Consider the following 22,270-nt stretch of genomic DNA (forward strand, 5'->3'; position numbering starts at 1 on the left):
CGCAATCTGTTGTCAGCGAGGGGTGAGAAATCCCCGCCGCTATCATAGCTTCAGGCTTTTCTACCTACACCAACGCTAACGTCGCCAACCGGCATTGCTCAGCGGATTTCATTGACGTACATGAAGTTCCCGGTGGTGAAACGGTGATGGGCCAGGATCACCGGCCTTGCGCTCTGATCGAACGAGACTTCGTCAATCACCATAATCGCCTGCGGTGACTGCAACTCCAGCAAACGCAGGTCTTCCTCGCTAGCCAGTTCGGCGGTAATTTGCTCCCGTACTGCTGCCACCCGAATGTCATAGCAATCAATGAGAAACCGATACAGCAGCGACGGCACCGACTCCTGCGCCGGAAAATCGGGCAGGCGGGCCTCCGGCAGCACCATGGTTTCATGCATCGCGGGCGTACCGTCTATCTTTCGTAACCGTTTGAGATAGATAACGCTGTCACCCGGCTGCAACTGCAGCTTTTCCACTTCCTGCTCGGTTGCCAGCGCCCGATGATAATCCAGCAAGATCGTTTGCGAATTGAGCAAGCGGCCATCTTTGCCGTGCAGGCGAAAATAGCGGAAGAAATGACTCAGGTTGTGCAACGGAGCCCACCCGGTGACCACCGTGCCGGTTTTACGCCGACGCATCAGCATCCCTTCGGCGGTCAACGCCGCCAGCGCTTTGCGCACCGTCCCCACCGAAACGCCAAAATCGGCCGCCAGCGCGTTCTCGCTGGGCAGAACCGTACCGGCAGCCAGTTCGCCGACCAGAATCGACTCGCTGATATAGCGTTTCACTACCTCGTAACGCGGGGCCCCTTCAAATTCATCAAGACGCCCAAAACTCACGGCATCCTGCTCGTCAGATCTTTTCATTATCATGAATGATTACCTATTGACCAACTCGCTCACCTGAATTATCTATAAACTATATAGAAATACAACCCTGTGAGCACGACATGAGTGTGACATCCCTTTTTCAGCAGGCATTGGCCGCCATTGCGAATGATTCCGACGCCATTGTACAGGATATGAGCAGCATGCTGGCGGTGGATACCAGTTTCCCGCCCGGCCTGGGTTATGGTGCGTTCGCCGATCTGATGGAGTCACTGCTAACGCCGATGGGATTCCGCTTCCAGCGGGTGTCGGTACCCGAATCCCTCTGGCGTTCACCGGATGGTAGCGCACGCGGAGAGCGCGTCAACCTGCTGGCGACGCTGCCCGGCGACGCGGTAGAGAACTGCAACCTCTATTTTCACGTTGATACCGTTCCCCCCGGCGACGGCTGGCATTACCCGCCGTTAGCGCTGAGTCAGGACGGTGAACGGCTGATCGGCCGCGGTAGCGCCGACATGAAAGGAACGATTGTCGCCACGCTGGCCGCGCTGCGTGCAGCGCAAAAATATCGCCTCAAACTGCGTTTCAACCCGGTGCTGTTGCTGTGTACCGACGAAGAAGGCGGGTTGTACCCCGGCATTCGCTATCTGGCGGAACAGCGGCTTTTCCAAGGTCATATGTTGAGTTTCAACGGCGGTGCCGCGCCGCGCATCTGGGCCGGTTGTTTCGGCAGTCTGGATGTGGTGATCCGTGTGACGGGGCGCTCGGGGCATTCCGGCGACTCGGTAGACGGCATCAACGCCATTGAGGAGAGCCTGCCGTTGATGAACGCCCTGATGGCGCTGAAGCGGCAGGTTGAGCAACGCACCTCCGCCATGCCGCCACCGCCACATTTTGCCGGCAAGCCGCTGACCTCGCGCCTGACGCTGGCGGTGGCGCAAGGTGGTAGCAAAGGCTCCACCTTGCCGGAACGTTTTGAGTTGCTGGTCAACCGTCGCTACGCCCCCGAAGAGTCGTTCGACGCGGTCTGGCAAGAATTGACCGACTGCATCACACAATCCATGGCCTCCTCCGCCGCGCTGGGTACGGAATACCACCTGATCGGCCATCTGGCCCCGGTCAGCGATCCGACCGGGCCACACTGGCCGCGCTGGCAGCAAGCGCTGGGCATGGGATTTGGTTTCCGCGCCGACGAATTCGCCGCCTGGGGTTCCTCCAGCAGTTCCGACATGGGATGGGTACAACAGGCAGGCATTCAGGAAATTCTGTTAGGCGGTCTGGTGCGGCCGGATAACCACATTCACGCCGCCAATGAATACACCACCATGTCGGACATCGTCGCTTTATCCCAGTCTATTTTGGCCTATCTGGCCGAGGACTTTTCGCCAACCCAGGGTCATTAAGCCATAAAAAAACCAATAACAAACAATAAGTAGCAAATAACAATTAGCAAACAGCAGAGAGGAAACCACGATGTGTGCAATGAAAGGAATAAACAGACGGCAGTTTATTACTCACACCACGCTGATGACTGGCGCAGCCATGCTACCGTGGTCATTCCATGCTAACGCGGCTGAGGCCAGCGTCATGACGGCGGGCGGTACGCCACAAAAAGGCGGCACCCTGCGCATCAGCGTCGATCAGGCTATCAACATGCTCAACCCCCAGCAGGCACGCGTCAACCCCGAGTACCTGCTGGCTGAATTGCTCTACAGCGGCCTGACGCGTCTGACACAGGAGATGAAGGCCGAACCGGATTTGGCTATCAGCTGGCAGCCGAATGCTGACCTGACGCAGTGGACATTTACCCTGCGCCCCAACCTGAAGTTCAGCGACGGTACGCCGTTGACCGCCGAGGATGTCGTCGCCAGCCTCTCTGCCATTCTGGATCCCAAAAACGCCTCGCCGGGGATGCGTAACATTGGTCCAATCAAGGAGTTGCATGCCGATGGCAACGACAAAGTCGTGATCATCACCCAGGTACCTTACGCCGACCTGCCCGTGATGCTGGCGTACCCGGACGCCAGGATAGTCCCCGCCGCCATCGCGCAGGGGCAACTGGCGCGGCTGTCCAAAGAAGCGCTGGGGGCGGGCCCTTTCATCCTGTCGTCGTATGAGCCAGAACGCAAAATCGTGGTGAAGCGCAACCCGTATTACTACGACCCGAACCGCCCGTATCTGGATGCCGTGGAGATCGTGGTGTATCCCGATGCTATCGCCGAAAGCTCCGCGCTGATCGCCGGTGATACCGACCTGATGCTGGCGGCACAGCCCAGCGAGTTCAAGCGCCTGTCCGCCGCTTCGGGCATCCAGCCGCTGCGAGTGCCATCAGGCCAGTTCCTCAACATCAACATGGGTTGCGACCAGAAACCCTTTAATGACGTACGGGTACGCCAGGCGCTGGCGCTGTGCATCGATCGCAAAGCGATGGTCGATTTCGTCGCTGACAGTTACGGCACACCGGGTAACGACACGCCGATCAACGCCTCGTATCCGTGGTATCGCAACCTGCCGCTGCGCCAGCCCGACTACGCCAAAGCCAAGGCGCTGCTGGCAGAAGCCGGTTACCCGGATGGACTCGATTTAACCTTGATCGCGTCAGATAAACCGGCCTCCCGTACCCAGTTGGGGATCGCGGTACGCGAGATGGCCAAGCCTGCCGGTTTTCGTATCAACGTACAGACCATGGCCCACAGTACCTACCTCGATCAGGTGTGGAAGAAAGGCAATTTTTATGTCGGCTTCTACAATATGCAGCCTTCACCGGACGCCGTGTTCTCGCTGCTCTACACCTCCGATGCGGCGTGGAACGAAACCCGCTGGAACAATGCCGATTTTGACGCCGCCGTCGCTGGCGCGCGCGGCACCACCGACGACGCCAAACGCCGGGAGTTCTACGGTAAAGCGCAACAGTTGATGCATGAACAGGTGCCGTCGGTCATCCCAGCTTTCTTCAACCTGCTCTCCGCCAGCCGGGATTCCGTGCGCGGCTACGCGCTGCATCCACGTGCCGCCGTGTTCCGTCTCGATCATGTCTGGCTGACGGCGCAAGCGTCGACACGCCGAAGCTGAGTAAGGAGCGGCTGTGAGCGCAAGTTATCTGTTAAAACGTCTGCTGTTGGTGATCTACACCCTGCTGGTGGTGTCCGTACTGGTATTCAGTATTACCCAGTTGCTGCCCGCTGACGCCGCGGTCACCCTGCTCGGCCAGCATGCCACCCCGGAGGCGCTGGCGGCGGTCAGAGCCCGCCTCGGGCTGGACGCCCCCGCCTGGGTGCAATACTGGCACTGGCTGGCGGCGGCGTTGCACGGTGATTTCGGCGTCTCCATGCGGACCAACCTGCCGGTCGCGCCCACACTGCTCACCGCCCTATCCCGCTCGTTGCTGCTGGCGGCGTGCGCCCTGTCGCTGATGCTGCTGGTGGCGCTGCCGCTCGGCGTCTGGGCGGCGGTCAGAAAAGGCAAACTGGCGGATGTGCTGGTCAGCGTGCTGTCCTACATCGGTATTTCCTTTCCCGAGTTCGTCACCGCCACGCTGATGTTGCTGCTGTTCGCCGATATCTGGCAGTTGCTGCCAGCGACCGGTTATGTGCCGCTCAGCGAGAACCTGATTGACGGCGTGCGCCATCTGGTGCTGCCGTCGGCGACGGTGGCGATGATTCTGGTCGCGCATGTCTCACGTATGGTGCGATCGGAAATGGTGGATGTGCTGCATACCGACTACATCCGGGCAGCCTGGCTGAAAGGACTGCCGCGCCGCCGTATCCTGTGGCGCCACGCGCTGCGTAACGGCCTGTTGCCGACCATCACTATCGTGGCATTGGACGTGGGTTATCTGCTCGGCGGCATCGTGGTAGTGGAAGAGATTTTCGCTATTCCCGGCATCGGCCGGGAGCTTATCGTCGCAGTGCAGGCGCGCGATCTCCCGACCATTCAGGGCGGCGTGATGATCCTGGCCTCCACCTATGCGGTCGTCAATTTTCTGGCCGACCTCGCCTACGCCACGCTAGACAAGCGGATTCACTATGTTTGACGTACTCAAAAAACTACTGCGTACCCCGCAAGGGGCCGCCGGGCTTGGCATCCTGCTACTGGCGTTGATTACCGTGTGCGCGGGCGTTCATCTGGCCCCCGCCGACCCGGAGGCTATCTCGATTCTGGCGCGCTATAAAGCACCGAGCGCCATGCACTGGTTCGGTACCGATCAGCTAGGGCGCGACATCCTCAGCCGGGTACTGGTCGGTGCCCGCACCACCATTCTTTATTCGCTACTAGCCACCTCACTGGCGATGGTGGCAGGCTCGGTTATCGGTACCGCCAGCGCGTATCTGGGTGGCAGGATGGATGAAGGCATCATGCGCACCATGGATGCGGTGATGTCGATCCCCAGCCTGCTGTTCGCTTTATTGATTGTCAGCACACTAGGACAGAGTAGCCTGAATGCGGTGCTGGCTATCACCATCGCCTTTATACCGGGCATGGTACGCATCGCCCGTAGCGTGGCGCTGGCCGCGCGCCAGCAGGATTACGTCTATGCCGCCATCGCCCGCGGCGAATCCTCCGGCTATATCATCCTGCGGGAGATGCTGCCTAACATCGTGGCACCCATCATCGTGGAATCTACTATTCGCGTGTCGTTCGCCATTATGCTGTTCGCCACCCTGAGCTTCCTTGGGCTGGGCGCACAACCGCCACAACCGGAATGGGGGCTGATGGTATCCGAAGCCCGCGCCTACTTCTTTAACGCTCCCTGGATGATGCTGATCCCCGGGCTTGCGATCGCTATCGTCGCGATCGGTTTCAACCTACTTGGCGATGGGCTACGCGACGTTCTGAATCCGAGGAGCCACTGATGGACAAACACAACGCCACCCTGACGACGACATCCACACCCGTGCTGGCGGTTAACGATTACAGCCTGGACTACGCACTGCCGGACGGTTCGCATCTGCCGGTGCTGCGGGACATTACCCTGCACGTGAATCGCGGCGACGTGGTAGGGCTGGTGGGGGAATCCGGCTCCGGCAAAACCACCTTAGGCTGGGCCATTATGCGCTGGCTCGCCAGTAACGCACGGGAGCGCGCCGGCGAGATTCACCTCGGCGGGCTCAATCTGCGCACGTTGGCGACGGACAAACTGCACGCGCTGCGCGGCGGAAAACTGGGGATGATTTTTCAGGACCCCAGCGCCTCGCTCAACCCTACCCTGACGCTGGGGGAACAGGTCACCGAGGTGCTGCGCCGTCACCGTCACCTCAATGCCCGGGAAGCACAGGAATACGGCGAAACTCTGCTGCGTGACGTTGACCTGAAACATCCGGCGCTGATGATGCAACGCTACCCGCATCAGGTTTCCGGCGGTGAAAAGCAGCGCATCCTGATCGCTACCGCCTTCGCTTGTCAGCCCGATTGCCTGATTTTCGACGAACCCACCACCGCGCTGGACGTGATCAGCTCTGCACAGATACTGGCGTTGTTTGAACGACTGCGGGAAGAAACCGGTGTAGCAGCCTTGTATATCTCTCACGATCTGGCACTGGTCTCCCGTGTTACCGATCGCGTCTGTGTGTTGGAAAAAGGCCGTATCGTTGAACAGGCGGATGCCGGGGCGTTGTTCAGCGCACCACAACACGCCTACACCCGTCGGTTGATCGCCGCCGTGCCGAATCCAACCGTACGCTTGCTGGATGAAGCTACGCCGTCCTCCCAACCGTTACTGACCCTGAGTGACATCACTATCCAGTACGGTCACCACCGGTTGCTGGATAAACTGCTCAAGCGTCAGCCCCATCAAACCCGCGCCGCTAACGCGGTATCGCTCACCGTGCATGAAGGTGAGATTCTGGGGATTGTCGGTGAGTCCGGCTCCGGCAAGTCGACACTGGCCAAAGCCATCACCGGTCTGGTGCCGTTTAGTGGCGAGCTGGATTTTCGCGGCTACACTCTGCTCGGCCGCGCGCAGATGGATAAGGACTATCGCCGCCGGGTGCAAATGATCTTCCAGCACCCGGACGCGTCGCTCAATCCACGTATGCGTATCGGCGACATTATCGCCCGCCCGCTGCGGCTGTATGGTCTGCCCAACGGCGAAACCGAAACACAGGCCGTCGCCCGACTGCTGGAAGAAGTCCGCCTGCCAGCGTCGATGGCGTCGCGCTACCCTCATGAGCTGTCAGGTGGACAAAAACAGCGGGTGGCGATCGCCCGCGCCTTCGCCCACCCGCCAGAACTGGTGATTTGCGACGAGATCACCGCCGCATTGGACGTCTCGGTGCAAGCGACCGTGATTGAATTGCTGCTGGAACTGCGGCGACGCTACGGCACTGCCTACCTGTTCATTACCCATGACCTTAATTTGATCCAGCAGGTGGCCCATCGTATTGCGGTGATGTATCGCGGCGACGTGCTGGAGATCCTGCCGGGCCATGCGATGGCGTCTCAGGCACAGCATTCTTACACGCGGGCGCTGCTGTCCGCCATCCCGACACCCGGTGAGTTATCGCCTGCCTCACACTCATACACAGAATGAAACCATCATGACGAAAGAACAGTTACTACAGCGTATCGATACCGAATTTTGTCTGCGTTTTCTGGCAAACATGGTGCAACACAAAAGCTACAGCGCCACTGACGGCGAGCGTCAACTGGCGGAATTCATGGCCGGGCGGATGCGCGAACTCGGGCTGGAAACCCAGCTCACGCCGGTGCCGGGCGGGCGGCTCAATGCCATCGGCACGTTGCGCGGCGTCGGCGGCGGCCACAGTTTGCTGTTCAACGGCCATCTGGACACCAACCCGGTGACGGAAGGCTGGACGGTGGATCCGTGGGAAGGAAAAATCGACGACGAATTCATCTACGGTATCGGCGTGTCCAATATGAAATCCGGCGATGCGGCCTATTTCTGTGCGCTGAAAACGCTTATCGACGCGGGCATCAAACTGAAAGGCGACGTGGTGCTGACTTACGTGGTCGGGGAGTTGCAGGGCGGCATCGGCTCCATCGCCGCGATTGAGCAAGGTATCCGCGCCGACTATTTCATCAACGCCGAACCGACCGATATCCAGGCGCTGACCATGCACGCCGGTTCGCTGATGTTCACCATCGAACTGACCGGTGACACCCGTCATCTCTCCAAACGTGAGCAAGCGGTGGATGCCATCGCCGCGGCCGTGGAGCTGATCCCGCAGTTGAACGCCATGACGTTCAGCGGCGCACAGAGCGACGAACACCGCAGCATCAACCGTTGCCATGTCGGCACCGTACACGGTGCGCTGGGGCGCGATCTTGAAGAGTGGCGGCCGCCGCAGGTGGCGGACTTCGCCCGTCTCAAAGGCTCCGCCCGCTTCGCGCCGGGGCAGAGCGTCGCCAGCGTGCTGGCAGATATTCAGGCATTGCTGGATGCGCTCTGCGCCCGCCACCCCGGCCTGAAGGCGGAACTGTTCGACGACGGTGTACGGGATAAACCCACCATGCTGCCGTTCGAAGTGTCCCGCGAGTCAGCGATCGTGCAGGCGGTTAACCGTGCCTATCAACAGGTGCGCGGCGAACCACAGCCCAGCGGTGCTATCACGCCGCCCGCGTTTTACGGCACCGACGCCGCCCATTTTTATCAGTTAGCTGGGATGGAGGGTATCGTGTGTGGTCCCGGCGGCAAGTTCAACACCATGCCGGATGAACGCGTTCACATCAGCGATTTTCTCGATGCGGTACGCATCTATCTGCTGGCGATACTGGAGATCTGCCAGCCGGAGGAGGCGCTGTCGTAACCTCGCCTGCGTCGCTCGCTGGCGAGTCATCATGTCGTCTTGCCAGCGGGCACGGAGGTGACAAGAGATAGCCCCCATCAAAACACTATCCCCACCCTTTACTCCATTAAACGGTGGGGATTAATACACAGTTGCATCAAGAGAAGGATGGGAAGTCCGTCCTCAATCGACACGGGTATTACAACACTTTCGCGCTCCCGGCCCAGCCAGCGTGGAAATTGCCGGAGCAAATCGCCGGTTCAATAGCGCTGATATTTACCCGGACCAGGCCCAGCTTAACGAAGGGATCATCTGACAACGCGACATTGACTGCCGATGAGTCCGTTCCGTAGGCCAGAATAAATCCACCCAGTCCGTTCTCTAATGGACCGGCAAAAATGATATTCCCGAGTTTGATATTATCGGCAAGCCATTTTTTGTGCGCATCAATATGCTGTTCAAGTTCGTCTTTCGGACTGGAGTACTCAAGAGTAATGGCATATAACATAGCAGTTACCTTCATAATAAATTAAACGGCGAGAGAGTTAATCACTAACTGGATGGATGACCTGGCATTCTCAATTTCACGATTTTTTATTTCATCGCCTTTTGATGCTCCTTCCGCACGAATAAAATACACATCATGAATACCGAGAAACCCGAAAAAGGCCTGAAGATAGCGTTCCTGAAAATCCAGACCGGCAAAAGGGGGCTTGCCATAAAAACCGCCACGGGCAGAAACGATAATCACTTTTCTTCCTGCGGATAATCCGACGGGTCCGGTTTCAGTATATTTAAACGTCCTCCCTGCCTGCGCAATTCTATCCAACCAGGCTTTCAATTGACTGGAAACGGAAAAGTTATACATCGGCGCGCCAATAACAATGACATCACTCGCCAGAAACTCTGACACGAGTTGTTCTGACAGTTGGTGCTCCTGCAACGTTGCGTTGTCCACTGCCGCGTTATCTACCTGGCGAAAACCCGCCACAATCGGGCCGGTAAGGTGGTGTATTTCCTGTGCCACCACATCGCGGTAAGACAAGTCCGCATCCGGATAACGGTGGGTCAATTGTTCAATAACCTCAGCGGAAAGCTGCCGTGTTACTGAACCATCAGCAAGAATACTGGAATCTATATGTAATATATTCACGACAACCTCTCTTTATATTTAAGCGCAAAAATCATTCATACGTTAAATCATTCAGGTATCAGAACATCAGCAACCGAATTACGCGCTGTTATATGTATCAACACATCACCACAGACGAATCAGAACAACTCGCCGCCATCAACCTGAATACAGGACGGACATCATCATTTAATGGCCTTGGCTGCCTCATCAATAAAATGTGCGACAGCATCAGGGTGTGAAATAAGAGACATATGGCTGGATGCGATCGACATTACTTTGGCACCAATCTGCCCGGCTATTTTTTCCTGAACGGCATGCGGTAACGCGTTGTCATTTTCAGTTAATAAATACCACGACGGTTTATCTTTCCATGCAGCGTGCTGCACGTTATCGCCAAATGCTTTTGCTGCCATCGGCTGTTGAACCGCGGTTAATTCCTGTACTTTTTTTAACGGTACATCCCCGGCCATGACTTCCTGATACTGCTTAGGATTATCCAGCCAGATTAACCCGTTGGCATCCGCTGTCATCCCTTCCATCGGTGCATGCAGACGCTGCAATAAATCAGCAACGGATTCCCCACTGTCTGGCACCAGCGCCGATAAATAGACCAGCCCTCGCACATTTGGCGCGTTACCCGCCTGGGTAACGACAGCACCAGCCCACGAGTGCCCCACCAGCAGCACATCACCTTGCTGCCTTTGCAACACGCGCTCGGTGGCACTGACATCATCCGCCAACGAGGTCAGGGGGTTTTGCACGGCAGTGACATGGTAGCCCATGCCTTGCAACCGGGTCGTCACCGCCGACCAACTGGAACCATCGGCGAACGCGCCATGAACCAACACAATATTTTTAATTTTCGCGGCCTCCGCAATAGAGTGAACACCGGCAAAGAGAAGCAGCCCCAACCCAATAGCCAGTGTGCGTAGCCAGGCGGTGCGGGAATTCGTCATAGATGTTCCTTTGGCAGATGAATGAATGATGATCGCTGGGTTTTCCCTGGTGTTGCTCCCCTTGCGATACGGGATGAGTGAAGTGTAACCAGCATGGACGCTTGCAGTAAGATGGCAAAGTTGACATAGTTCATGCAAAATTCGCCAATCTTCTCCGACAGGAAAACATCACCATGCGTATCTCGATTCTGGCGTTACCGGGCAGTATGTCGTCGGCCATCGCCGGGCTGGCCGATATGTTCTGGATGGTCAATCAGGCGCTGATCTCGCGCCCGCAAGGAAATGCCGCCGCCAGCCCCCCTGGCGTGACGTTTGAAACCGCGATTGTCAGTGCCGATGGCAACCCGGTGCGCGATGCTCAGGGCCGACTCATCTATGTCGACAGTTCGTTTGAGGCGGTCGGTCAATCAGACATTGTGCTGGCCACAGGCATGATGCTCGGCCCGGATAAACTGCCACTGGCCGCGACATCCGTTGGAGAATCAGCGGCCTGGCTAAAACAGCAATACCTGCACGGTTCCCTGATAGGTGGTGCTTGTGCAGGCAGCTTTATTTTAGGTGAAGCAGGACTGCTGGATGGGCGCTTTTGCAGCACCACCTGGTGGCTCTATCACACCTTCAAGCAAAAATACCCGAAGGCAAAACCGGTATGGGGCAAGGCACTGGAAGAGCAGGATGGCATCATTACAACCGGTGGCCCCTTATCCTGGGTTGAACTTGCCCTGCATATTATTCGGCATCAGGCAGGTCCTGACATCGCCAGGATGGCAGCAGACATTGCCGTTGCCGATAGTCAGCCGCTGTCACAGCGTATTTATGCACCACAGGGATTTATGAATACGGTCGACCCGTTATTGCTGCGTGCTGAACATCTGGTTCGATACGAAAACCCGGCCATGACAGCAGAAGAACTGGCGCGAGCGCTGAATTTCAGCGACCGGACGCTACACCGGAAGATTAAGGAGCTGACCAACGAAAGCCCTAAAAACTTTATTACGCGCGTGCGGATCGAGATGGCCTGCCTGCTGCTCGAAAACCCGGCAGCCAACATCAAGCGGGTGGCTCAGGCCTGTGGTTACAGTGAAGACACGGCATTCAGACGCGCATTTTCGCAACAGATGGGGATGACGCCCGTGCAATATCGCAAGTGGGCGATGGTAAGAAACGATAAAACAGCGATGCCAGAGGCTGAAAAAAAAGACCCCGGATGACAGCATCCGGGGTCTTGAAACGAAACGAGTATTCGCCGTTTATCCAGGCTTAACCGCGATGAACTTCTTAACCGCGATGCTCTTCAATGTAACGAGCCAAATCAGCCGGGGTCTTCAGAACGGTGGCGACTTCGGTTGGCGGGATCATGCAGCCGTAAACGTCCTGCACTTCCAGCACCAGATCGACGGCCAGAATCGAGTCGAGGATATCAGACTCAATCAGTTCATCATTAAACCCCACTTTGCGGGATAAGACCTTTTCAAACAGGGCGAGTATCTCTTGTTCCATCATCATTTCCTGGTGTAATCAATTAGTGCGGGCATGAGTATCCAGCAGTTTACGATCTATTTTGCCGTTAGGATTCAGCGGCAACGCATCTTTAATAATAATCTGAGAAGGCACCATATAGGGTGGAATCACCTTCGAAAGCGAGGTTTTGATCGCATCAGGTGCCAGTTTCGTGACGCAGAACGCAGCAATACGCAACACGCCACCGCCCGACTTCATTAGCGGCAGCACCACCGCTTCACTAATATCAGGCATCGCCAGCAGGCGATTTTCAATCTCGTTGATTTCGATACGGTAGCCGTTCAGCTTGATCTGGCTGTCGTTGCGGCCCTGGCAATACAGGATACCGTTTTCTTCATAGCCCAGATCGCCGGTGCGATAGCCACGGAACTGCTCGCTCTCCCGATGTAACAATTTCGCCGCGTTCTCCTGCGGTAAGCCAAGGTAGCCACGCATCACGTTCTTACCCCAGATAATCAGCTCACCTTCGGCGGTAATTTCCATGTGGGAGTCCGGCATCATCGCCCCGACCGGCAGTACGTCGTTTTCACTGCACAGGATCTCATCGGTAATTTCGATAACCGTGGTGGCGATGGTCGCTTCGGTGGGGCCATAGGAGTTGAGAATTTTGGCATGCGGGAAACGACGGCGTAGCTGTTTTACCAGCGCTTTGTTCAACACTTCGCCAATAAACACAAAGACGCTCAGTGCAGGCAAATAGTCGCTGTTGAACTGTGGGGAGAGCAAGCGTTGATAGGCAAAAGACGGCGTGGAAACCCATACGGACACCCCGTTGTTTTTCAATCGCTCCAGCCAGTTTTCCGCCGCGATATCCTCTTTCGCATTCAGGACGATGTGCCCACCAGTCGCTAGGTTCGCCAGCAACGGAATCAACGAGAGATCAAAGCTGAATACCGCATGGTTCATCAATACCGGCACATCAGGCAGGGAAAAATCCTGACGCACCCATTGCATGAAGTGCCACAGGCTCTCACGCCCAATCTGCACACCTTTCGGTTTGCCGGTACTGCCTGACGTGAACATGATGTAAGCGAGTTCCGGCTCGGCCAGCACCTGCCCTTCCTCGCCAGTAGTGATGAACTGCTTCGTGGCCACATCGTAATAGTAAGGGGCTTTCGCCTGTTGGCAGATTTCCCGCAGACGCTCCTGCGGGTAGATGCAATCCACCGGCACGTAGGGAATGTTATGCAACAGGCAACTATAAATCGCCACGGCAAATTCTGCCTGTTGATGCCCGTATAACACGACCGGTGTACCAGCAGGCTGCTGGCAATGCTGATAACGCTGCTGCCAATCGCTAACGGCGACCGAGAGCTGTTGCCAGGTCATTGCCTCATCGCTACCGCTAATCGCCAACTGGTGTGGGTTCGCGGGCTTGAGTAGTACCGCATGCAAGAAATCTTGCAGTTCCTTAAGCTCGGAGTGATAGTTCATAGAGGTGACATTCCGCTAAAGATGTAAAGAGAGACAGCGGCGCTTGCCAGCGTCAGAATTCGCCCCAGGAACGCAATGACTGGACGTTGTAACCAGTTGCTGAGCGTTGGACTACGTTTGGCTGACCACTGCAACATATTGTGTGCAACAGAAATGGCGCCAAACAGCGCGCCGCTGATAATATAGTGTCGTTCAAGTCCGTTCCATGCCCCCATACAAAACAGGGTGCAAAAAATACCAATATTTTGTGCCAGCGTTTTGTTCTGTCGGAAAAAATCGATCTTCATCAGATTCATATAAATCGGCATAAAAACCACATCCCTTAGCCATTCGGACAAGCTAATGTGGAAGCGACGCCAGAAATCTTGCGGATTTTTAGCCAGGATCGGCATATTGAAGTTCGCCGGGATGTTGAGGCCAAATAGGCGCCCCGCCCCAATCGCCATATTGCTGTAACCGGCAAAATCAAAGTAAAGGTACGCGCTGTAAGCCACCGACATCACAACGCCGACGCTTAAGGTAAACGGGCGATGACTCCACGACTGAATGACCAGGTTATCGATCAGCGTAGCGAACAGGAATTTCTGGATAATACCGATGAAAATCTGCTCCATGGCAGGTAAAAACTGCTCGCGAGTGATAACGAAGGATGGCTTATTACTATCCGTCACCCAAGCTCGCCAGCGATACATCGGCCCGGCAGAAATAACCAGCGGCATAAAGAGATAGCAGAAATAATGCAGGAAATTCTGGCCGTCTTTTTTGGTGCGATACAGTAATACGTCAACGGCGCGAAATGTCATAAACGACAAGCCGATCATCCCCCAGTGGTTGTTCAGGTGTAATTTCACCAAAAACAACGGCAGCAGCGTCAACGTTACCGCCTGCCAGGTCTTTAACCAGCCTTTTTCTTTTAACGTGACAATAATATAAAAGCTCAGGAAAACTGCCACGGGGACAATATAATCACCCTGGAAAATATATCCCCAGCCTAACAACACCAGCGCGGAAATGGCGGATAAATAGGTCAGCCGGTAATGCCATAGCCGATTAATCAGCACAAACAACAGTGCTAATCCAAACAGGCAGAAAAAAAATGTTCCGGAGCTATACATCATTCATCCTTCAGAACTTTTGATATTCAAAATGCACTTGTAAACTCATGCTGTCATCAACAGAGGTCCACGCCACGATGGTCACCGCCAGCAAGAGATAAATAAAAAAAAGGCGAATCGCGTATTTCATCATTTAAAACTCTCAGCAATAAAACGGTCCATCACCACCCATGCCGGGTCTGTTGGATGCAGGCGGTCCCAGTTCCAGCCGTTCTGATAAGGCATAGCGTACATATCAAGATAAGGAACCTGATTCTCATCCAGCATCGACCTGATTTGTTTATCAATCGACTGGAATTTCTCGGAGTTTTTAATCGCCCACGGATTAATCGCATCCACAATCACCACCACCTGAACGTGGCGCTCTTTGAGCAGCTTAATTGTCGCCTGGAATGCGTCCATTTGTGCGGGAAATAGCGGCGCGTCATCCCATACATCCTGTGTCGGATCGTCATCATAGACAGATTTATCCATCCAGAATGTCGCCGCACTTTGCTGGCGAGATTTATTCAGTTCATGGGCGTTAGCCAATTCATTATCCCAGTTAGGAACAATGTCAGGCGAGGGCTTAACAGGCCACGGCCGTACCGGTTGAGGCTCAATCCCCAGTCTTGCCAGCCAGTCTTTTTTTATCATTTCGCAGAAAATGGCAAACTGATAGCTCACTTCCTGCCAGATAATTTGCGGATGCCAGCCATAAACGCGCATCTGAGCGAAGGTTAAATGGCTGACCTCGTCGATGTTGAGATTCTGTAAATAACTCACCAAAAAGCGGCGCGGTTCAGGATCGTCCATCAGGGGATTAAATATCGAGGGCGGGAAATTATCGGCAAACACAGCCCCCGGTACCCCATCACCGTAAAAACTATCGGGTGCCAATTGCAACACGACCTTACTGTTCGCGTTCAGGTCGTTTTTAAAACGCGAGAGCAGTAAAAAGTGCGCAATATTATCGATATAAATATCGCCATAGGCGACTACCGGCCGACGCAACTGGTTATTGAAGTAATTATAGACGGCGTAATGTTCATCTTCAGATGTAGAGACCTCCGACGCACCGATAAAGAAAATCGCATTCCCTTGTAATGCATGAGAAATAGTCGCCATTTTCTCCTTGAGCTCTTTGGGCGTGCCGTCCAGGCTTTTAATCAATGGCTGGAAATTCAGCGGCGGATCGAAGCTCGTCACCAACGGGGGAACGCTAAGAACCAGAATGGCGAGCGTCGCCATCAGGAGATGTAGGCAGATAGTATTTTTAAGTTTCTTCATAAAAGTAAAACTATATGACTTCAATTTGTTTGAAATTTGTTATCTTCACACGACGTCGATTACTGTTTTTTTATGACACTATATACCAGGCTAATCTTCGATGATGAGTGTTGCTGTGTAACGGTATGTACAGTGTGTAGACGGTTGAGCGGGCAAGACTGATATCACACAGAAATGAACGCTAAAACGCGAAGGAAGAGGCACCATTATCATTCGCACTTGCACGACCTTGTTTTGATTCAGCACGGTAGTATCAGGGCCTGAAGGGCATTGTTGAATAAACCGAATCGTTGTCAAACCGCAGAAAAATATTAACTAACATCATGATAAAAAATGAAATTCAAGCAAAATAAACGCGTCATGCCCACCATCTCAGAAAATAACCACCAAAACCTTATAATCCCGACTCTTTCACTTTCGCAAAAAAAGCATCGACAGCAGCATTCGGGAACTGACGTCACCGCACATTCATTGCAGTACCTGCCGCCTCACCTCGCCGATGAATTTGCGCGCCTATGATAAGTGCACACCTTCTCTGACAGAATTATCCTGCATCAACAAACGCACGAAATCCGACCATGTCGACGTTAAGACATCCCCAAATTCGGTCTGATGTAAAGACAGCAAGATCCGGGTCGCCGGGAGGCGCTGCACTCCCCATACTTCGCCTACACCTGCCACACACCATCAACGTGAACATGACACATCCGGAGGTTTTCATCATGCCTGACTTGTCTGACAAAATAGCCATTATCACCGGTGCCAGCTCTGGCATTGGGTATGCAACGGCCAAACGGTTTGCTCAGGAAGGCGCTCGCGTTATCGTGGGTGCCCGACGTCAGCAAGCGCTCAACACGCTGGTTGAGGAGATAACCCTGGCTGGCGGTCACGCGGTAGCCTTAGCCGGTGATGTCAAAAGCGAGGCTTTCGCAAAAGCGCTGGTTGAGCTGGCGATGGATTGTTATGGCGGGCTGGATATCGCCGTTAACAATGCCGGAACCACCGGAGAAACCGGCAGCTTACTGGACATGAGTCTTGCCGAGTGGGAAAACACCTTGCACACGAATTTGACGAGCGCCTTTGTTGGCGCTAAACACCAAATTCCGGCCATGCTCCGCCGGGGTGGCGGGTCGGTCATTTTTACGTCAACCTTCGTAGGCTATACCCTCGGTTTGCCGGGGATGGCGGCTTATGCCGCGAGCAAGTCTGGGTTAATCGGCCTGACACGAGTGCTTGCAGCGGAGTTTGGCGCTCAGGGGATTCGGGTAAACGCACTGCTACCGGGCGGGACGGACACACCGATGGGACAGGCCTTCACCCGTGACCCGGAGTCACTGGCGTTTGTTCAGGGCCTTCATGCCCTAAAACGTCTGGCGCAGCCGGAAGAGATTGCCGCATCAGCCCTTTATCTTGCGTCTGATGCCGCCAGTTTCACCACCGGCATTGCTCTTCTGGCTGACGGCGGCGCCTCCATCTGCCGCACCTGAATAACGACCACGAAAGGGATGGAAGATGACGATGCCAGACTACACACACTCAGACGCGGCACATTCAAACGATGAACATTCAGACTATGCGCGCATCGCTGATGCCATCACGTTCATCGCCAACAGTGTGAACAGCCAGCCCACTCTCGATGAGATTGCCGCGCACGTTCACCTGAGCCCTTTCCACTTTCAGCGGCTGTTTAGCCGGTGGGCTGGCGTTACGCCGAAGCGCTTCTTACAGGTGCTGACCCTCGAACGGGCCAAAGCGCTACTGCGCGAGTCAAGACCGCTGCTTGATGTGGCCGACGCCGTGGGGTTAAGCAGTAGCTCGCGGTTGTACGACCATTTCGTTCATCTCGAAGCGGTAACGCCGGGGGAATACAAGCAACAAGGTGCGGGCCTTATCATCGAACACGCCGTTCACCCTACGCCGTTCGGTAACGCCTTTATTGCCGTGACACCCCGAGGCATTTGCAGCCTTTCCTTTCTGGACAACAAGGATGCCGGAGAACCACTGGCAGCATTGCATCACACCTGGCCACATGCCGTGATGCATGAAAATCCGCAACGGACACAAACGGTGATAGACACACTGTTTGCCATGAAAACACCACCGGATCGCCCGATTTCATTGCATGTGACCGGCACCAACTTTCAGATTAGCGTCTGGAAAGCGCTGTTACAGATCCCCCCGGCCACTGTCGTCAGCTATTCTCAGGTGGCCGATGCCATCGGCCATCACAACGCGGCAAGAGCGGTGGGACTGGCGGTTGGCGCCAATCCGGTCGCCTTCTTAATCCCCTGCCACCGCGTCATCCAACAAAGTGGAAAAATCGGCGGCTACCACTGGGGAGAAACCCGAAAACACGCGATACACGCCTGGGAATCCGCAAGGTATGAAAGGTATGAGTAGCCAGCGCAGCGGCGTTAATCGTACTGCCGTTGTCGGTCCCAGGCCAGCAGACGCCGAAGCCACCAGAGGAGCAGTGCCAGTAAGGCGATGCCGCCAAGTACCGCAAACGCCGTGCGGTAGGAGTAGGTCGCGGCAATATTCCCTGCAAGCGCGGGGCTGAATGACGCCCCGATGCCTTGCAGTAACATGACAACGCTCAGCCCGGCATTGGTATGCCCGCTGCCTTCCAGCAACCTGACGATATAACCGGGAACCGCCACCCCCAGAAGCCCCGCCGCCACACCATCTAATACCTGAACCGGTATCATAAAAAATGGCCCGGCGGATACCGATGCCAGCGCGGCACGCAGCGGCAACACGATTAACGCCAACGTAATCAGCACCGCGTAACCGTATTTATCCGCTTTGGCGGCGGCAAATAACGCCACCGGGATCATCACCAACTGGGAAATAATGACGGTCGCCGCCGCATACACGCCCGCACTCATTTCGCCATCAGGCATCGCGGCCACCCGCATACTGAGCATCGGCAGCAAGGCGGCGTTGGCGAGGTGAAAGAGCATCAGTGTTGCCCCAGTCGTCACCACCGCCGGGTGCGTGATAATGACAGAAAGTCTAGGGGCGGAGGCCGCATCGTCAGCGCCGCTTAACCCACGGGCCACACGGTTATCGATATCACCATGCCGGATAGCCAAAACCGCCATCGTGGCGCATATCGCCATACCGGTCATCAGGATAAAGACGACATCGGTTCCCCAGTAAATCACCAGCGCGCCCGCTAACATCGCCGCGCTCATGTTCCCGCCATGATTAAACGCCTCGTTCCTTCCCATCTGATGGTTAAAACCAGACGGGCCCGTCAACCCCAGCGTAATCCCGGTCAACAAGGGCGCAATAAAGGTGGCGGATACCCCGGTTATCACCTGAGAGAACCCCACAACATACCGATTCGGGAAAAACCAAAGCAACAAGGTCGCGGCGGTGATGAGCACACAGCAGGCAACGAGCACCGCCCGTTTGTTGCGCGACGCATCCGCGGCCAGCCCGCAAGGCATAGTGGCAACCAGGCCCGCCAAACCACCGACGGTCATGATCCAGCCGATGTCATCGGCTTTCCAGTGATGCTCGGTGAGAAAAATCCCCAAAAAAGGGCCGAGGCCATCTCTGACATCAGCCATGAAAAAATTCACTAAACACAGCGCCTGAAGTGATCGTAAAGGCATCGGAACCCTTTTTACGTTGCTAACCATCATGGTTCAGCCTGCCTGAGATAGACGGCCTGTGCCATAGCCGAAAACGCACCACCCAACCTGTCTGTGGGGTAAGTTCTGTTGGATACAGAGAACAGGCATCACTCACCGCCCCCGAAAAATGAAAGTAATCGGCTTTCAAGTCAGTTGTATGATACACAACGGTAACATTAGGCAGAGGCTATGATTGTGGTTGTGCTGGATGATGTGTTCGGTACGGTGCTGCAGCTGCGTAGGTAAGGGGAACTGTTACAAATGTGCTGCTTCTTGACGCCAACACACAGGCTAAAAACCCGCCTTGCCCGGGCATCACCACAACAATGTGCCCAGCCAGTCATGAATTCAGGCACGCAACTTGCTTATTTTCCCCGCTGCGCCCGTCGCTCTCCGGCAGGCTGTTTTTTCGTACAAAAAACCGGCAAAAATAAAATCATGCCGATAACAATTCACATGACATCAAGCCATTAGCACCGTGACGTTTGCACTGGCACCACTTTTGCTTAAAAACGTGTTTTTTGCGGCGGGAAAAACAGAAAAAATCGCACTGGCTTGATCAAACAAAAACAATGGGTTATACATTTTCATTCGTCCTTACGGACTCGCCCTGACTGAAGGGATTAAGACTTCACCTTCGCGTCCAGCGTCACACGCATTAACGTCCGTACGGACGTTCCCTGACTGAAGGGATTAAGACATATCAAAGTGAACCTTTGTTTTGTTTCGAATCGGTCCGTAAGGACCTTCCCTGACTGAAGGGATTAAGACACATCATTTTCGCTCCATGCTGGCTTATCCATGTCCGTAAGGACCTTCCCTGACTAAAGGGATTAAGACCGAAAGAACGAACGCAGTGGTATCTCTGACATCGTCCGTACAGACTCTCCCTGACTGAAGGGATATAAGCTAAAGAAAACCGCCGCGCCCGAGGTGATATGCATCGGGCGCGGTGTGAAGAATCATTGCGGGAAATAACGAAAGGAACATCTGACCGGCACCCACCGTCTGTGCCGTATTATCATCAGTGCCGCGTTAAAGCCGGCTTTTGGCTGATGTATACACCTGCGAGCGCTCTCGTTTGCCCACCGCCACAACCAGCACCACAATCTCATGCTCAAGCACGTGATACACCAGCCGGTAGCCTGCGGATCGCAGTTTGATTTTGTAGCAGTCCGCCATGCCGTGCAGCCGGTTGGCGGGAATATGCGGGTTTTGCAGCACCTCTTTCAGCTTTTTGATGAACTGTTCCCGCACCGGGGCACCCAGTTTCTTAAACTCTTTCAGGGCGTGCTCTTCAAACTCCAGCTTATAACTCATCCAGTGTGACCTTGACGCGTTTCCCCTTCATGCGTGAACGGGCGATGCTGGCAAGTTCTTTGTCTTCCAGATAGTCGGCCAGCGTTTCCCAGATTTCGGGAGAAACGTAATACCCCGAGATATGGCCATTGGTTAACACCGCGACAGGCTCGCCGTGTGCCGCTTTCAGTGCCGCATTGGGGGATTTTTTAAACTCGCTGATGCTAACGGCAGCATTCGCCAGAATGGGTTGTACAGGCATCATCACACTCCTTTCAGTATGAAATTTGATACTGAATTTAGCACTCAATCAAACAGGCGGCAACCTCACGCGCCGCCGTCTTCGCCAGACAAAACACGTCTTCACCACACCAGACTGATGTGAACGATGCGGCGTCACCGCCGCCCGTGGCCGGGCAGCGGTGCGTTAGCGTTTTAGTGCATGGTGCCGCTCTGTGCGGGGCTTTCCGGGGTGTCGCTGTCGCTATCATCGGGCATCTCCAGCGTCGCCAGCAGCACTTCCAGCCGCTCGGCCAGCACAAACAACAGTGCTTCTTTGGCCGCCGGGTTCTCCAGCTCAATCACCGCATAGGTCAGGGCGCGGCACTGGTCGGTAATTTCTTCCGGGGTCAGAGGGGTGGAATCAAACATGGCGCACCTCCCGCACCGGCAGGCGACCGGCGAACACCAGAATAAAATCCGGCCCCAGACGGCGGCGGGCGCTGTGTTCATCGGCGGCCACCATCGCCTTGCGGCAAGGGTGCGAAAGCCCGGCACGGTGTACGGCCAGAAACAGAAAGGTAAATTGCGGGTGTAACAGGGTTGGGGCGGTAGCCATCAGGCAGTCTCCTTGAAGTAACGGTTATCGCTACCACCAGAAACGCCAATTTCAGGGTGGTAGCCCAGACGGGGTTGGCGTAACCGGACTTCAAGGAAACCGGCGCTTCCGAAGAAGCCCCCGCCTGAGCCACCATAATCTGAGTGCGGTAACGGCATGAAAGAATGTGCCGCACCGGATGCAGGTGTGCCAAGGCTGCGACATAAAAAAGACGCATGGCGCGTCTAAGTCGCCTTGAAGTTTATCAGGACGCCAATCCCGGCTGCCGATTGTGCGACAGCGGCAAAACTATAGCGCTAAAAAACCCCGGCAGGCAAGCAGGGAAAACGGCGTAACTCCACGCAAATAAAAAACCGAACCCCATCAGGCCGTTAGCGCCAAAACATTTTCACTGGCACCGCTTTTGCTTAAAAACGCATTTTTGCCACGAGGAAAACAGAAAAAATCAGACTGGCTTGAACAAATAAAAACAATGGGTTATACATTT

At 55.1% G+C, this 22,270-nt stretch carries 23 protein-coding genes; 9 read left to right on the plus strand and 14 right to left on the minus strand.

Annotated elements, in window-relative coordinates; all coding sequences use genetic code 11:
- Positions 1–98: 98 nt before the first annotated feature.
- A complete protein-coding gene (locus DD586_RS15935; protein WP_012885848.1) occupies positions 99–872 on the minus strand; it encodes a GntR family transcriptional regulator in 774 nt (257 codons plus the stop codon).
- Positions 873–949: 77 nt separating this feature from the next.
- Here DD586_RS15935 and DD586_RS15940 point away from each other — a divergent pair, with 77 nt between their 5' ends.
- The 6 genes from DD586_RS15940 to DD586_RS15965 all read left to right on the plus strand — a co-directional run bounded on the left by DD586_RS15940 (position 950) and on the right by DD586_RS15965 (position 8,593).
- The gene (locus DD586_RS15940) at positions 950–2,230 is read left to right on the plus strand and encodes a M20 family metallopeptidase (RefSeq protein WP_012885849.1); all 1,281 of its coding nucleotides are present in this window, start codon (positions 950–952) and stop codon (positions 2,228–2,230) included.
- Between the two features lie 70 nt (positions 2,231–2,300).
- Positions 2,301–3,899 carry an ABC transporter substrate-binding protein gene (locus DD586_RS15945; protein WP_012885850.1) on the plus strand — a complete coding sequence of 533 codons (1,599 nt, stop codon included), beginning with the start codon at positions 2,301–2,303 and terminating at the stop codon, positions 3,897–3,899.
- 13 nt (positions 3,900–3,912) lie between these two features.
- Positions 3,913–4,860: an ABC transporter permease gene (locus tag DD586_RS15950; protein ID WP_012885851.1), complete on the plus strand. Its 948-nt coding sequence runs from the start codon at positions 3,913–3,915 to the stop codon at positions 4,858–4,860.
- Positions 4,853–5,680: an ABC transporter permease gene (locus tag DD586_RS15955; RefSeq protein ID WP_012885852.1), complete on the plus strand. Its 828-nt coding sequence runs from the start codon at positions 4,853–4,855 to the stop codon at positions 5,678–5,680. The genes DD586_RS15950 and DD586_RS15955 overlap by 8 nt, the downstream gene beginning before the upstream one ends.
- A complete protein-coding gene (locus DD586_RS15960; RefSeq protein WP_012885853.1) occupies positions 5,680–7,356 on the plus strand; it encodes a dipeptide ABC transporter ATP-binding protein in 1,677 nt (558 codons plus the stop codon). Before DD586_RS15955 ends, DD586_RS15960 begins: the two co-directional genes overlap by 1 nt.
- A gap of 7 nt (positions 7,357–7,363) precedes the next feature.
- Entirely contained in the window at positions 7,364–8,593 is a 1,230-nt protein-coding gene (locus DD586_RS15965; RefSeq protein WP_012885854.1) for a M20 family metallopeptidase, read from the plus strand.
- 178 nt (positions 8,594–8,771) lie between these two features.
- Here the strand turns inward: DD586_RS15965 and DD586_RS15970 are convergent, their stop codons facing one another.
- The 3 genes from DD586_RS15970 to DD586_RS15980 all read right to left on the minus strand — a co-directional run bounded on the left by DD586_RS15970 (position 8,772) and on the right by DD586_RS15980 (position 10,663).
- On the minus strand, positions 8,772–9,080 hold the full coding sequence (locus tag DD586_RS15970) for a YciI family protein (RefSeq protein WP_012885855.1): 309 nt from the start codon (positions 9,078–9,080) through the stop codon (positions 8,772–8,774).
- A 21-nt stretch (positions 9,081–9,101) separates the two neighbouring features.
- Positions 9,102–9,725, minus strand: coding sequence for an FMN-dependent NADH-azoreductase (locus tag DD586_RS15975; protein ID WP_012885856.1), 624 nt, complete (start codon positions 9,723–9,725; stop codon positions 9,102–9,104).
- Positions 9,726–9,889: 164 nt separating this feature from the next.
- The gene (locus tag DD586_RS15980) at positions 9,890–10,663 is read right to left on the minus strand and encodes an alpha/beta hydrolase (RefSeq protein WP_012885857.1); all 774 of its coding nucleotides are present in this window, start codon (positions 10,661–10,663) and stop codon (positions 9,890–9,892) included.
- A gap of 173 nt (positions 10,664–10,836) precedes the next feature.
- On the opposite strand from DD586_RS15980, the gene DD586_RS15985 reads away from it, so the two are divergent.
- The gene (locus DD586_RS15985) at positions 10,837–11,874 is read left to right on the plus strand and encodes a GlxA family transcriptional regulator (RefSeq protein WP_012885858.1); all 1,038 of its coding nucleotides are present in this window, start codon (positions 10,837–10,839) and stop codon (positions 11,872–11,874) included.
- A 67-nt stretch (positions 11,875–11,941) separates the two neighbouring features.
- On the opposite strand, the gene DD586_RS15990 is transcribed toward DD586_RS15985, so the two are convergent.
- From DD586_RS15990 to DD586_RS16005, 4 genes are all read right to left on the minus strand, one after another.
- Positions 11,942–12,163: an acyl carrier protein gene (locus DD586_RS15990; RefSeq protein ID WP_012885859.1), complete on the minus strand. Its 222-nt coding sequence runs from the start codon at positions 12,161–12,163 to the stop codon at positions 11,942–11,944.
- Between the two features lie 18 nt (positions 12,164–12,181).
- Positions 12,182–13,618 carry an AMP-binding protein gene (locus DD586_RS15995; RefSeq protein ID WP_012885860.1) on the minus strand — a complete coding sequence of 479 codons (1,437 nt, stop codon included), beginning with the start codon at positions 13,616–13,618 and terminating at the stop codon, positions 12,182–12,184.
- A complete protein-coding gene (locus DD586_RS16000; RefSeq protein WP_012885861.1) occupies positions 13,615–14,733 on the minus strand; it encodes a membrane-bound O-acyltransferase family protein in 1,119 nt (372 codons plus the stop codon). The genes DD586_RS15995 and DD586_RS16000 overlap by 4 nt, the downstream gene beginning before the upstream one ends.
- Positions 14,734–14,862: 129 nt before the next feature.
- Positions 14,863–16,002, minus strand: a complete 1,140-nt coding sequence (locus DD586_RS16005; protein WP_012885863.1) for a D-alanyl-lipoteichoic acid biosynthesis protein DltD — start codon at positions 16,000–16,002, stop codon at positions 14,863–14,865.
- Positions 16,003–16,724: 722 nt separating this feature from the next.
- Here DD586_RS16005 and DD586_RS16010 point away from each other — a divergent pair.
- Together DD586_RS16010 and DD586_RS16015 are read left to right on the plus strand one after the other, a co-directional pair.
- Positions 16,725–17,489 (plus strand): SDR family oxidoreductase, encoded by a 765-nt coding sequence (locus DD586_RS16010; RefSeq protein WP_012885864.1) that lies wholly within the window; start codon positions 16,725–16,727, stop codon positions 17,487–17,489.
- Between the two features lie 31 nt (positions 17,490–17,520).
- Entirely contained in the window at positions 17,521–18,402 is an 882-nt protein-coding gene (locus DD586_RS16015) for a bifunctional transcriptional activator/DNA repair enzyme AdaA (RefSeq protein WP_049779825.1), read from the plus strand.
- 14 nt (positions 18,403–18,416) lie between these two features.
- On the opposite strand, the gene DD586_RS16020 is transcribed toward DD586_RS16015, so the two are convergent.
- The 6 genes from DD586_RS16020 to DD586_RS21880 all read right to left on the minus strand — a co-directional run bounded on the left by DD586_RS16020 (position 18,417) and on the right by DD586_RS21880 (position 22,000).
- Entirely contained in the window at positions 18,417–19,625 is a 1,209-nt protein-coding gene (locus tag DD586_RS16020) for an MFS transporter (RefSeq protein WP_041164569.1), read from the minus strand.
- A gap of 1,056 nt (positions 19,626–20,681) precedes the next feature.
- Positions 20,682–20,966, minus strand: coding sequence for a type II toxin-antitoxin system RelE family toxin (locus tag DD586_RS16025; RefSeq protein ID WP_012885867.1), 285 nt, complete (start codon positions 20,964–20,966; stop codon positions 20,682–20,684).
- Positions 20,956–21,207, minus strand: a complete 252-nt coding sequence (locus DD586_RS16030; protein ID WP_012885868.1) for a type II toxin-antitoxin system Phd/YefM family antitoxin — start codon at positions 21,205–21,207, stop codon at positions 20,956–20,958. Before DD586_RS16030 ends, DD586_RS16025 begins: the two co-directional genes overlap by 11 nt.
- 173 nt (positions 21,208–21,380) lie before the next feature.
- Positions 21,381–21,596 (minus strand): hypothetical protein, encoded by a 216-nt coding sequence (locus DD586_RS16035; protein WP_012885869.1) that lies wholly within the window; start codon positions 21,594–21,596, stop codon positions 21,381–21,383.
- Positions 21,589–21,741, minus strand: coding sequence for a host cell division inhibitor Icd-like protein (locus tag DD586_RS21875; protein WP_228669796.1), 153 nt, complete (start codon positions 21,739–21,741; stop codon positions 21,589–21,591). The genes DD586_RS16035 and DD586_RS21875 overlap by 8 nt, the downstream gene beginning before the upstream one ends.
- Positions 21,674–22,000, minus strand: coding sequence for an ash family protein (locus DD586_RS21880; RefSeq protein ID WP_228669704.1), 327 nt, complete (start codon positions 21,998–22,000; stop codon positions 21,674–21,676). Before DD586_RS21880 ends, DD586_RS21875 begins: the two co-directional genes overlap by 68 nt.
- Between the last annotated feature and the right edge of the window lie 270 nt (positions 22,001–22,270).

The organism is Dickeya parazeae Ech586 (assembly GCF_000025065.1).
In the GTDB taxonomy this organism is placed as follows: domain Bacteria; phylum Pseudomonadota; class Gammaproteobacteria; order Enterobacterales; family Enterobacteriaceae; genus Dickeya; species Dickeya zeae.

Coding starts and splice junctions, on each gene's coding strand:
- DD586_RS15935 (WP_012885848.1), bottom strand. CDS start 872: ATGATAATGAAAAGATCTGACGAGCAGGATGCCGTGAGTTTTGGGCGT.
- DD586_RS15940 (WP_012885849.1), top strand. CDS start 950: ATGAGTGTGACATCCCTTTTTCAGCAGGCATTGGCCGCCATTGCGAAT.
- DD586_RS15945 (WP_012885850.1), top strand. CDS start 2,301: ATGTGTGCAATGAAAGGAATAAACAGACGGCAGTTTATTACTCACACC.
- DD586_RS15955 (WP_012885852.1), top strand. CDS start 4,853: ATGTTTGACGTACTCAAAAAACTACTGCGTACCCCGCAAGGGGCCGCC.
- DD586_RS15960 (WP_012885853.1), top strand. CDS start 5,680: ATGGACAAACACAACGCCACCCTGACGACGACATCCACACCCGTGCTG.
- DD586_RS15965 (WP_012885854.1), top strand. CDS start 7,364: ATGACGAAAGAACAGTTACTACAGCGTATCGATACCGAATTTTGTCTG.
- DD586_RS15970 (WP_012885855.1), bottom strand. CDS start 9,080: ATGTTATATGCCATTACTCTTGAGTACTCCAGTCCGAAAGACGAACTT.
- DD586_RS15980 (WP_012885857.1), bottom strand. CDS start 10,663: ATGACGAATTCCCGCACCGCCTGGCTACGCACACTGGCTATTGGGTTG.
- DD586_RS15985 (WP_012885858.1), top strand. CDS start 10,837: ATGCGTATCTCGATTCTGGCGTTACCGGGCAGTATGTCGTCGGCCATC.
- DD586_RS15990 (WP_012885859.1), bottom strand. CDS start 12,163: ATGGAACAAGAGATACTCGCCCTGTTTGAAAAGGTCTTATCCCGCAAA.
- DD586_RS15995 (WP_012885860.1), bottom strand. CDS start 13,618: ATGAACTATCACTCCGAGCTTAAGGAACTGCAAGATTTCTTGCATGCG.
- DD586_RS16000 (WP_012885861.1), bottom strand. CDS start 14,733: ATGTATAGCTCCGGAACATTTTTTTTCTGCCTGTTTGGATTAGCACTG.
- DD586_RS16005 (WP_012885863.1), bottom strand. CDS start 16,002: ATGAAGAAACTTAAAAATACTATCTGCCTACATCTCCTGATGGCGACG.
- DD586_RS16010 (WP_012885864.1), top strand. CDS start 16,725: ATGCCTGACTTGTCTGACAAAATAGCCATTATCACCGGTGCCAGCTCT.
- DD586_RS16015 (WP_049779825.1), top strand. CDS start 17,521: ATGCCAGACTACACACACTCAGACGCGGCACATTCAAACGATGAACAT.
- DD586_RS16020 (WP_041164569.1), bottom strand. CDS start 19,625: ATGCCTTTACGATCACTTCAGGCGCTGTGTTTAGTGAATTTTTTCATG.
- DD586_RS16025 (WP_012885867.1), bottom strand. CDS start 20,966: ATGAGTTATAAGCTGGAGTTTGAAGAGCACGCCCTGAAAGAGTTTAAG.
- DD586_RS16030 (WP_012885868.1), bottom strand. CDS start 21,207: ATGCCTGTACAACCCATTCTGGCGAATGCTGCCGTTAGCATCAGCGAG.
- DD586_RS16035 (WP_012885869.1), bottom strand. CDS start 21,596: ATGTTTGATTCCACCCCTCTGACCCCGGAAGAAATTACCGACCAGTGC.
- DD586_RS21880 (WP_228669704.1), bottom strand. CDS start 22,000: ATGCGTCTTTTTTATGTCGCAGCCTTGGCACACCTGCATCCGGTGCGG.